The 11,509-nt window shown below is 42.2% G+C and carries 6 protein-coding genes; 2 read left to right on the top strand and 4 right to left on the bottom strand.

Annotation, left to right across the window (positions count from 1 at the left end; genetic code table 11):
• Positions 1-132 precede the first annotated feature (132 nt).
• Positions 133-564, top strand: coding sequence for a DinB family protein (locus D7Z94_RS12225; protein ID WP_158594628.1), 432 nt, complete (start codon positions 133-135; stop codon positions 562-564).
• Between the two features lie 36 nt (positions 565-600).
• Here the strand turns inward: D7Z94_RS12225 and D7Z94_RS12220 are convergent, their stop codons facing one another.
• The 4 genes from D7Z94_RS12220 to D7Z94_RS12200 all read right to left on the bottom strand — a co-directional run bounded on the left by D7Z94_RS12220 (position 601) and on the right by D7Z94_RS12200 (position 8,263).
• Complete coding sequence (locus D7Z94_RS12220) at positions 601-3,813, bottom strand: DUF1553 domain-containing protein (protein ID WP_245967185.1); 3,213 nt, start codon at positions 3,811-3,813, stop codon at positions 601-603.
• 229 nt (positions 3,814-4,042) lie between these two features.
• Entirely contained in the window at positions 4,043-6,280 is a 2,238-nt protein-coding gene (locus D7Z94_RS12210) for a serine hydrolase (protein WP_120711812.1), read from the bottom strand.
• Between the two features lie 111 nt (positions 6,281-6,391).
• The gene (locus D7Z94_RS12205) at positions 6,392-7,261 is read right to left on the bottom strand and encodes an isochorismatase family protein (RefSeq protein ID WP_120712053.1); all 870 of its coding nucleotides are present in this window, start codon (positions 7,259-7,261) and stop codon (positions 6,392-6,394) included.
• A gap of 132 nt (positions 7,262-7,393) precedes the next feature.
• Complete coding sequence (locus D7Z94_RS12200; RefSeq protein WP_120711811.1) at positions 7,394-8,263, bottom strand: AraC family transcriptional regulator; 870 nt, start codon at positions 8,261-8,263, stop codon at positions 7,394-7,396.
• A 120-nt stretch (positions 8,264-8,383) separates the two neighbouring features.
• On the opposite strand from D7Z94_RS12200, the gene D7Z94_RS12195 reads away from it, so the two are divergent.
• Positions 8,384-11,509 carry a PVC-type heme-binding CxxCH protein gene (locus D7Z94_RS12195; RefSeq protein WP_120711810.1) on the top strand — a complete coding sequence of 1,042 codons (3,126 nt, stop codon included), beginning with the start codon at positions 8,384-8,386 and terminating at the stop codon, positions 11,507-11,509.

Genomic DNA, 11,509 nt, shown 5'->3' with positions numbered 1-11,509 from the left:
TATCAAAAACAAAAGGGAATTGGTATAGTTATAAAGGTTTGTCGGCATTTTTAAAATCAGTTTTTAATTTATCGTGATAAGTGAAGCAATACCCCTATTTTTGGTAGTATCATAAACCGTATTCGCGAAAAATTGAACGAAGAACAGCTTTTACAGTTTTTTCAAAGAATCGATAAACTGACCTTGAATCAAAAACCATTGTTCGGTAAAATGAACGTACATCAAATGGTCTGCCATTGTGCTGATTTTTTCCGAATGGCTAATGGCATAAAGCTTGCCGAGGAATATGGCAAGGTGGATCCTGAGGAAATAAAATCGTTGGCTAGATCAGGCAAAACTGCACCAGCTCCCAAAGGCTTTGGACAGATCGAAGGTGGAGGAACAAAACCCACGGAATTTGAAAAGGACAAACTTATTTTGAAGGACTTTATTATGGAATTTTCAAGACTTCCGGAAGACTATAATTTTGCCGTACATCCTTATTTTGGGGAAATGGATCGTAAACGTTGGGTAGGGTTGGCCGTATATCATTTAAATCATCATCTAGAGCAATTTAGTGCTTAGGGAAATCTATTGTCCGGTAGGTCCAAATCCGCAGTGTCACCGTTTCATATAGGTTTCATTATGGTTAAAGATGGTATTTGCGACCATGGTGAGGGCAGCTGTCTTAGTATAGTCTAGAGATTTATCTATCGGTTTTCTTCCTACGGTCAAGAGCTCTTTGGCCTCGTGAGGATTCAATTTAAATCGTTTCGACTGTGTTTTGAACAATTCTTTTAAGACCTTGGTTTCTTCCTGTTTTGGAAAACGGCTTATCGCCAGTCGGAATCCATAAACCAATTGTTCGTCCAAGGAATTCCCACCTTCTTTTTGCATGCGTTCCGCCAAAATCTTTGAAGCCTCCACAAATTGAATGTCATTTAAAAGTACCAAGGCCTGTAAGGGGGTGTTCGTATTTTCTCTTTTCACCGTGCAAATATCCCGAGAGGGAGCATCAAAAGCCAACATGGCCGGGTGCGGGGAGGAGCGTCTAATAAAAGTGTACAGTCCCCTTCTGTAAAGACTATCACCAGTGGATTCCTTATAGCGTAATAGTTTATGTGAGAAATTGCTCTTCTCGATCCACAGATTTCCGGGCTGGTATGGGCGTACACTTTCCCCACCAATATGCCGTACCAAAAGTCCACTTGCCGCCAATACGTTGTCACGAATGATTTCGGCCGGCAAACGGTAGCTGTTACTTCGAGCCAAATATTCGTTGTTCGGGTCTTTTTGCATGATTTCCGGGGTTATAAAGGAGGATTGTCGATACGTGTGGGACATGACCATAGTCTTCAAAAGCTTTTTTACGTCCCAACCATTTTCTACAAAAAACAGGGATAACCAATCCAACAATTGGGGGTGGGAAGGTAACGCTCCTTGCACACCAAAATCCTCGGGCGTACTAACAAGTCCCTTACCAAAGAGCATTTGCCAATATCGGTTTACGGCTACCCTTGCCGTGAGGGGATTTTCCTCTGAAAAGAACCATTTGGCCAACCCTAACCTGTTTGTTGGAGAATCTTTGGGAAAATCGGGCAACGCTTCGGGAACAGCCGCGGCAACTTGATAGGTCGGCTGTTCGTAGTCACCGCGATCATAGGCATAGGTAAGTCTCTTTTTTGGCATTTCCTCCATCACCATAACCTCCGGAACAGGTATCATTAATGACAACCATTCGTTTCTAAGTTTTTTGAGGTCCCGTTCCAAGGCAGTTATTTTCTCAGATCGATTGATCCAATAGTCCGTTGCAGGTTCGTCTATTTCTATGGTCAACCCCATATCTTGATTATAAATGTATTTGACCTCCAAAGGGGTGACAGCTTTGTCATATAGTCGAATATCGTCGATCTTACCTTGAAAAATTCCGTTCTCCCCTGTTGAAAAGCTATAGTTTCGTGCTACTTTTATGGATCGGGTATATAAGGTATGTTCCTTGTCCTTGATCGTTTTTATGCTTTTATATAAACGATCGTAGGGAGTATCCACCGATTCTTCTTGACCATCTATAAATAGTTTCAGTCCCTTGGCCTTACCTGAGCCATCATAACTGAAAGCGACATGATACCACCTATTTTTTCCTATCGAATCTTTTGATCTAACGTGTATGTAATTATGAGGTAACGAACTTACTAATCTTGCATTTAGGTGGTTGAGACTATCCAGGAAAAAATCCCAACCTCGCCAAAGGCTATTTTTACCACCGACCGTTCCTACCAAGGTCTGCGTTTTTCCAGCCTCTCGTTTGGAGGTGTTGATCCAAAGACTGGTCGAAAATTGGTCCGTCCATTCAAAATTTCGGGCATCATCTATGTAGACTTCATCGTATTCCCCGGTAAACTGAAAAGCTTTGTCTTTCTTTCCCTCGATCAGGATAGGTTTTGCCTTAATGGTGACTTTTGGATTGTCGTCGATATTATACCTTCCTTCTTTGTTGGTTTTATTGGAAACTTTATTGAACCTATAGTGCCCTATTTGCCCATTTTCCATAAAACTATTTGGTAATTGTTTTATGTAAATCTCTAGATTACGCATTTCTTTTTTGGTCAATTGCAAGGCTTCCTCTTTTTTGATAATCTCTGTTTTCAGCTTTTCTAGGGCTTTTCCTGTAGCATCATCGGTAAGGGGCAGCATGGGACCTGAGTTTACGTCGTTACCGGATACACCAAGTTCCTTGATGTTGTCAAAAAAGGCCGTCATCTGAAAATAGTCTTTTTGCGAAATCGGATCAAACTTATGGTCATGGCATCGCGCACAGGCCACGGTTAGCCCCATAAATGCAGTTCCAATGGTTTCTGTTCTGTCCCAAACATGGCTTAAGCGGTTTTCCTCATCAATTGCCCCACCCTCACTGGTAATCGGATGGTTTCGATTAAATGCGGTCGCCAATTTCTGTTCTTGGGTAGCATTGGGCAAAAGGTCGCCTGCCAGTTGCCAGGTAACAAATTGATCATAGGGCATATTTTCCTTAAACGCTTTAATGACCCAATCGCGCCAAGGCCACATCATGCGCCAGCCATCGGCATGTTTTCCATGGGAATCCGCATAACGGGCAAGATCCATCCAATCCAAGGCCAAGCGTTCGGTATGAGCGTCGGATAAGAGCAGTTGATCAACAACTTTTTCGTATGCCCCGGGATTTTCATCTTTCAAAAAAGCATCGATTTGTTCAATTGTAGGGGGTAATCCGGTCAAATCAATGGAAACCCTTCTAAGTAAGCGTTCTTTGTCGGCCTCAGGTGATGGTTCAAAACCTTTTTGTTTTAAGCTTTGTTGGATAAACAAATCAATTTCATTGTGATTCGTCCACCCTGCCAATGCAGATTGCGGAACGTTAGGTTTTTCTGGTTTAACAAAAGCCCAATGCGGTTTCCATTCGGCTCCCTGTTCGATCCATTTGATTAGGGTCGCTTTTTCTTTGGCGGTCAACGAAAGGTGGGATTCCAGCGGAGGCATCATAAATTCCGGATCATCGCTTAGAATGCGGATGATGGATTCGCTTTTCCCTGGTTTCCCGGAAACAAAGGGTCGATTGCCACTGCCCAATTTACGAAAAGCCTCTGCCTCCAAGTCCAAGCGCAATTGGGCCTTGCGGGTATTTGCATCAGGTCCGTGGCATGTGAAGCAACGGTCCGAGAGTATCGGCTTTACATGAAAATTGAAATCGACCGTCTCGGGAAGTTCTAGATAAGCCGCTTCCACTTCTTTTGGGACATCCAGCGAACATGCCGTGGTCATAAGAATAGACCCTAAAAGTACAAGCCAGAGGCGCATTTTTCTGTATCTACCGTTCAATTATAAAAATATAGTATTTTTAATTAATCGCTGTGATTTCGTTAGGGTTTGGATTGACGTTAGAACCATAGAAGGTAAAATACAACCTATTTTTTTAGGTGCAACGGTACTATTTATAGACTCGCTTGGGATATTTATACTTCACCAAGATTTCTATTTTAATCCGCAAAGTGCGTTTGTAATTTTGATTTTTGCAAGACTATCTCAACTATTGATCAATAGTGAATTTTCGAACTGAAAAACTGTCATCCCCGGAGAATAACAAATAACCAGTCCTTCCGTCTTCGCTAATCCATTTGGATGGTATAGAAACGGTTTCTCCGGGTCCCACGTCCCATTGACGGGTATAGAAGACCGTTTTCCAGGGCCCCCATGGATTGTCCGATTCAAATATGCCCAAGCCTCCTTTGAAACGAACATCGGTATATCCACCATTGGGAGAGGAGAGCCTAACGGGTTGGCACCATAAGAACTTTTTTAAACCCTCATTATAAGTAATTCCAGACCTATAGCTTTTGCCAGGGTTGGTAAAAACCGACTTTCTTTTTCGTATGTCTTCCGACCATGTAGGATTCTTTACATTGTCGTAACCCGTAAAATATTCATAGCTGCTCCAATCTTTGATATGATTTTTTTTGACTCGTGCAAGAACTTGATGGTCGGCATGGTTGTAGGCACTGTCTTCATCATGTGAATAAATATAAACGTAGTCGTCTATAGCCCCTTGGTAATTCTTTCCGTAATTCAAAAATGTAGGGCAACCAAAACTTTCATCAAATTTCCAGTTGGCCTCCTGCCATGTATTTCCATAATCGGCCGACCACATCAGTTTTGAGTTTTGGGTATTTCTTACGAGCATATACAACACACCGTCTACCATTAGGATTCCGCTTGCTTTTGTACCTGCCCTCCCTTGTCCAACACTCTCCCCACTACGAGAACGAGTATTATATCCTTTAAGTAGGGGAGGATTCCCTTCTACTCTGGCCAAACCCAGACTTAGTTTAATATCCGTCTTGGGCAAGAAGCCATTTCCATCGCCATAAGCTGTATACATATGACCATCATCGGCCCACGTCGAGGGCCAATTGTCCCCGCCTTCGGCCATTCGAACAATAGTTTCCTTTGGCGCAAATTCAACTGTAAGATCACTTTTAGGATAAGGAGCTTCAAGAATGGCATCCATTATGGGATTAAAAATATATTTTTCGGCAGCAAGCCAAAAACCGTCCGTTTCCGACGCTTTGTTCAAATCACCTCCCATACGTACAATTAGCATATTAAGACTAGGGATGACCATCAAATGCTGTCCGCCGGCCCCCGCACCCGAAAAGGCATCGCGTGGAACATTGGCCCAGACCCCATCCTGATTGCTATACCACCCTGGAGTGGTTATAGGTTGCGAATTGGTATCTGTTCGATAATATCCTCGCAATATAGAATCCTTGGGAGCGGGGTGAGGCAATGCAGTACCGGAATATCGGATTACTTTTTCCACCAAAGAAGAATCGATTATCTGCCGTCCTTGCCAATTTCCCTTGTGGAGCATCAACCTACCGATACGAGCTACGGCTCTTGCCGTAAAAGAACCTCCTCCCCATCCGGATACCAGTTGAAGGTCACTTTCTCCGAACACCCTTCCATAACCGATGCTATACTCTTTTTTATCAATACCAATAGGTTCAAAAACGCGTTTTTCCAAATATTCTCGAATGTTTTTCCACTTGGAATTGGTTAGGGATGCCGTTACGACATAGTTGAGCATGGCTATTCCCGGATTGCTATAGCGATAGGCGGTCCCAGGTTCATGAACTACGGGAGCACTGTCCCTGGCCATAACAAATGGGTTATTATCCTGTTTCCAGAACGACCCTCTCCAACCTGGAAGGTCAAAATGGTGGTGAAGTCCATTGTCCTTTAAGTACCTTGATTCTTTTTCCGTAGCCTGTGCATCCAAAATCCCTGAAGTATGATCGGCCAACTGTCTAATCGTTATTTTCGACTTTACTTTATCGGTTTTCCAAACGGGAACAAAATTACAGGCAGGTTCATCAAGATAAATATAATCATCATCAATGGCCGCCAACAGAGACATCCCGCTAACCAAGGCCTTAGCCAAAGAGGCGGTATAATGTCTTTTTTTAGAATCCTCGAATCCCGGGGAAAACCACTCGTAGACAATCTTGTCATTTTTAACTATCAATAGTTTTTTAGTGTTCCTTTCTGCCAAAATGTTCAAGGTACTATCTAACTTTTTGGCGGACATTCCGTGATTTTCAGGGCTTGCATATTTCCATTGAAAATCTGGTACATGTTGCGCAGCTACTTTAGCTTGGCACCAAAACGTACATAACAACATTGTAATAACATTCCTCCATGTAATGAACATACGGGGTTTTAGGCTTTTGTATTGATTTTTATCGGGCTCCATAAATGGAAATTTCATCAAGAACTTGTACAATTAATATTAATGGAATTCACCATGTGTTTATTTTAAACGACTAACAATTGGTAATCTACTGGTTAGTTTAATCGTTCAAGAGGACAAAAAACAACTTTAATCAAAGAGGTCCTTCCATTCAATACTCGGTGCCCAGTACTTCTCAATATGTTTTATTACCAATGCAGTGCCTGCATCATGGGATACGTACGGTGGCATTTCGGGATTGTACATGGCATCGGTGAGGTCCCTTACCAGGACAACATTGCGCCCCAATTTTACTTGGCCGCGAATACCAAAGGTTCGCCCTAACACGCACATATTGGTATGTACCCCGCAAAGTACTATGTTTTTAACCCCCACGTTTTCAAAGTAATTGTACATTTCCTGTCCACTATCGGAAATCATGTCCTCATTAAAAATTTCAATGGTCTTTATTTGCCGGGTTATTTTACTTTCGGAAGGATCTCCGGCGGAGTCGCATCCTTCGTCGGAATCATCAATGGGCAGAGGAGGTTCCCGGGTTTCATCCGGGTAGAACCAATAATCCAATGGAATGGGTGGTTCCAAATATGTCTGGGCCAGTGCCTTTTTACGTGCGGGATGGTCTTTATAAAAATCCATGGTAGAACTTGGGGCATGAACAATATGAACCCCCTTTTTCCTGGCCGTCTTCACCATTTTATTGATTTTTGGAGCCATTTGCTTTACCCTAGCCGTGGCGCTATCGCACCAATGCCTATCCCACATGTCGCATATGATAATTGCAGTTTCCTCAGGCTTCCATGACAAATTTGCAAACTGATTTTCCCATTTTTCACCATTGTTCACTTGCTTACGTGCCTTTATTTTAAGGGATTCTGCATTCGTCGCCTGATCCTGGTTTTTAGAATTTTTAGAGTCTTGGCAACCGTAGCAGAGTCCGATTAATGCTGCTATCAAAAGGAATTGCCCAATGTACACTTTATAGTTTTTGTAAATTTTCATGGCGGTTAGATAGTTTGGTTTTACGCTGTATTTAAAGATAGACATATTGAAGATGGCAAAGGAAATATTCAAAAACAAATTCTATATTAAAATGTGAAACCCTGAAATGGTTTCATAAAACTGGTTACTGATTTACTTAACCAGATATTCTTTCTTATAGGCTAAGGGAGTTCTTTTTGTAATCGCCTTGAACTGTCTGTTAAAATTGGATAAGGTATGAAATCCACTTTCATAACAAGCTTGGGAAGCGTTCATTTTTTTTTCGATCAGTAGCTTACAGGCATGGCCGATTCGGATCTCACTTATAAATTCAGAAAATGTCTTGTTGGCATGTACCCTAAAATACCTACTGAAAGACGTAGGCGTCATATTGGTCAATTCGGCCAGTTCCGATACGGCTATCTTTCTTTTGAAATGTTTCATTACGTGGGCGTACACCTTGTTCATACGTTCCGTATCACCTTCTTTTAAGGAATTTGTATAGCCCGGACTTGCCAATAGCTCTATTTCTTTTGTGTTGGCAAGGCAATTCAGTAGTTTCAATAGTTCTAGAACACCATCAAAACCATCCAGGGTCAAAAGGTTCAAAAGCATTTTTCTGGTGATTTCCGCCGTTTTTCCACTGACCTCTATTCCGCGCAAACTTTTTTTAAAGAGCTGCCTTAATTTAATGCCCTCCTCCTTTTGTAAGAGGTTTTCGCCAATAAAGCTCGAATGAAAGTATACTACGATACCTTCACACCAAGTAGAACCCTCTTCTTGGGAACCTTCATGCTCACTACGCCATAGATGGGGCAAATTGGGGCCAGTAAAGGTGAAATCACCCTCTTTAAAAGGTTTTATATTATCACCTATAAATCGGGTGCCCCTTCCTCTTAGAACAGCAAAGAGCTGATACTCGGAATGAAAATGCCAGCTAGGATCAAAGACAGGATTCTTTAACACTTTGGCCAGAAAGGTATGGGTATGGGGAATCGGTGATTTTTGTAACGCAGACCTCAAATGGATGATGGTTTTTTATCGTATAAACCACTAATTTATCTGATAATTTGACATAAAACCAATTTTATGATATAATAAAGTCATGATGAGATATTAGACGGTTCTTTTTTTAATGGATTTATGGGTAAAATTGGTATAAAAATATCTACGGCCATGGTCACTACTTCTATTGTACGGCTTTTTCGTTTTCTTGCACTGACACTCTTCTTCTTTGGTTGTAATTCTTCTTCACGGGAAAAGGTAATGGATGATTCACCCAGAAGGATCGAAATTCTTTTTCTTGGCCATGATCAAGAACACCATAATTCTCGTGCCTACATGCCGATTTTGGCCTCGGCCTTAACACAGAGCGGTATCAATATTACGTATACCGAAAATGTGGACGACCTTAACCCGCAAAATTTGGACCTGTTCGATGGGCTGATTGTTTATGCCAATCATGAAAGTATAACGTCTTCCCAAGAAAATGCGCTTCTCGACTTTGTTGCCAAGGGCAATGCCTTTATCCCGATACATTCCGCTAGTTTCTGTTTTAAAAATTCGAAGGAGTATATCAATTTGGTCGGCGCCCAATTCAAGGAGCATAAAACGGGAACTTTTACTACCATTATAAAGGATAAGGCACATCCGGCGATGCAATCCATAACGGAGTTTTCAACATGGGACGAAACCTATGTGCATGATAAGATTGTGGATGACATTACCGTTTTAATGGAGAGAGTGGAGGGAGACCACCATGAACCGTGGACATGGGTAAAGGAGCATGGGAAAGGAAAGGTTTTTTACACCGCCTATGGCCATGACGAAAGAACATGGAATTCTCCTGGTTTTCAAAAGTTGATTAAAGCAGGTATTCTATGGTCCGTAAATGCCAATGTCAAGAAAAATTGGACAGAATTCTCGAAGGATATTCCAAAATTGACCTATAAAGAAATGGCAAATATCCCTAACTACGAAAAACGCGATCCCGCACCCAAATATCAAATGCCATTATCTCCGGAAGAATCCATGAAGTTGATTCAAGTACCCGCCGGGTTCGAGCTTGAACTCTTCGCCTCTGAACCTGATATCATTAACCCCATAGCAATGAACTGGGATGAAAGGGGTAGGCTTTGGGTCATAGAAACGATCGATTATCCCAATACGGTTCGAGATGACAAGGGGTTGGGCGACGATAAAATAAAAATCTTGGAAGACACTAATGGCGATGGAAAGTCGGATAAGGTAACGGTCTTTGCAGATAAACTGAACATTCCCACAAGTTTTACCTTTTCCAATGGAGGTATCATTGTTTCCCAAGCCCCTAACTTTTTGTTCTTAAAGGACACAAATGGAGATGATAAAGCAGACGTAAGGGAAATTATAATTGATGGTTGGGGCACTTTCGATACACATGCAGGCCCTTCCAACCTACAAAATGGTATCGACAACCAGATATACGGAGTTGTGGGATACTCGGGTTTCAAGGGTTCCATTTTTGGGGAAGAACACGAATTTGGACAAGGAATCTATCGTTTTGGTCATTCGCTAAAAGGCTTTGAATTTTTGACCTCTACAAGCAACAATACCTGGGGATTGGGAATTACCGAGGATAACTCTATTTTCGCTTCAACAGCGAACAACACCCATAGCATATTCATGGGCATCCCCAATGAATTGCTAAAGGATGTAGAAGGAATTACTGTGCACGGAAGTACAAAAATAGACGGTCACTACGCTATGCAGGCCATAACACCCAATGTTAGACAAGTAGATGTTTTTGGTGGATTTACAGCCGCTGCGGGACATCATTTTTACACAGCACGTGATTATCCCGAGTCCTATTGGAATAAAGTTGCCTTTGTCTGTGAACCAACGGGCGGGTTGGTACATATTGCTAAAATTAAAAATGACGGTGCCGGATATAGCGAAGAAGACGGGGGCAATTTGTTCGCCAGCTCCGATGAATGGGTATCTCCCGTTGAAGCAAAAGTTGGTCCGGACGGGGTCGTTTGGGTGGCGGATTGGTACAATTTCATAGTGCAGCACAATCCAACGCCAAAAGTGGATAGGGGCGGATACGATGCCGAAAATGGAAAAGGGAATGCCTATGTCAACCCATTACGCGATAAATCAAGAGGACGTATATGGAAGGTAGTTCCCAAATCAGCAAAAAGGAAAGAACCAATGACCTTGAACAAAGACAATTCAGAGGAATTGGTGGAAGCCCTTTCCAATGACAATATGTTCTGGCGGCTGACCGCACAGCGGCTATTGGCCGAAAACGGAAGTACCGATATTCTGCCCGATTTGTACAAATTGGTCAATAGTACCAAGGCCAATTCGGAGGGCTTTAACGATGGGGCATTGCACGCGCTATGGACAATTCAAGGTTTGGACGTTCAGGAATCAAATGAAGAAGCTATTGCTGTAGTGCGGGGAGCTTTGGCGCATCCGGCCGCGGCAGTTCGAAAGGCCGCGATTCAGATACTTCCTAAAAACGAACAAGCGGATGGAGCTTTGTTGAAGTATATGGCTTTGCAGGATAAGGATCCGGGGGTTCAAATGGCCGCCCTACTTTATTTTTCCGAAAGGGACCCATCCGAAGAAATTGGACGGAAGCTCTATGAGCTAAGTCAGGAGGAAATTATTATGAAAGACAAATGGTTGTCAGAAGCTGTATATGTGGCGGCATCAAAACATGCCTTAGGTTTTATGGCGGCCTATCTTAGCGATAATCCGAGTTTTAAAAACCCTTCGGAAAATCTTGATGAGCAGAAAAAAATAGTTTTAAAGGGGGACGAGCTGGCGGAAATATTTGCAAAGACCTATATTAACAAGGTCAAAAAAACAGGAAGTACTTCGGAAGATGCATTGAGTAAAGCTACTCAAATTACTATTGGAACCATAAAAAATGAAATGAAGTTCGACATTACCGAGTTTGTAGTTGAAACCGGTAAACCAGTCGAGCTTATTTTTGAGAATACTGATTTTATGCAACACAATTTGGTCATTGTCCAATCAGGTAATAAAGAAAAAGTTGGGAAGGCCGCAGACCAATTGGCAACAGACCCTTCCGGAGCGGAGAAAAACTATATTCCTGAAATGCCCGAAGTACTTTTTGCAACGGCCATCGTGGATCCAGAAAAAAAAGTGATCTTACGCTTTACGGCTCCGACCAAACCAGGAAATTATCCATATATCTGTACATTTCCGGGACATTGGCGGATTATGCAAGGTGTTATGAAAGTTGTGGCAAGCAAATAA

Source organism: Ulvibacterium marinum, from assembly GCF_003626755.1.
Classification (GTDB): domain Bacteria; phylum Bacteroidota; class Bacteroidia; order Flavobacteriales; family Flavobacteriaceae; genus Ulvibacterium; species Ulvibacterium marinum.
The sequence above is the reverse complement of the archived record's forward strand: the minus strand, read 5'-3'. Positions and strand labels throughout refer to the sequence as shown.

Bases quoted from the DNA above. Each gene is read 5' to 3' on its own strand.
- D7Z94_RS12220 (WP_245967185.1), bottom strand. From the start codon at position 3,813: ATGCGCCTCTGGCTTGTACTTTTAGGGTCTATTCTTATGACCACGGCA.
- D7Z94_RS12210 (WP_120711812.1), bottom strand. From the start codon at position 6,280: ATGAAATTTCCATTTATGGAGCCCGATAAAAATCAATACAAAAGCCTA.
- D7Z94_RS12205 (WP_120712053.1), bottom strand. From the start codon at position 7,261: ATGAAAATTTACAAAAACTATAAAGTGTACATTGGGCAATTCCTTTTG.
- D7Z94_RS12195 (WP_120711810.1), top strand. From the start codon at position 8,384: ATGGGTAAAATTGGTATAAAAATATCTACGGCCATGGTCACTACTTCT.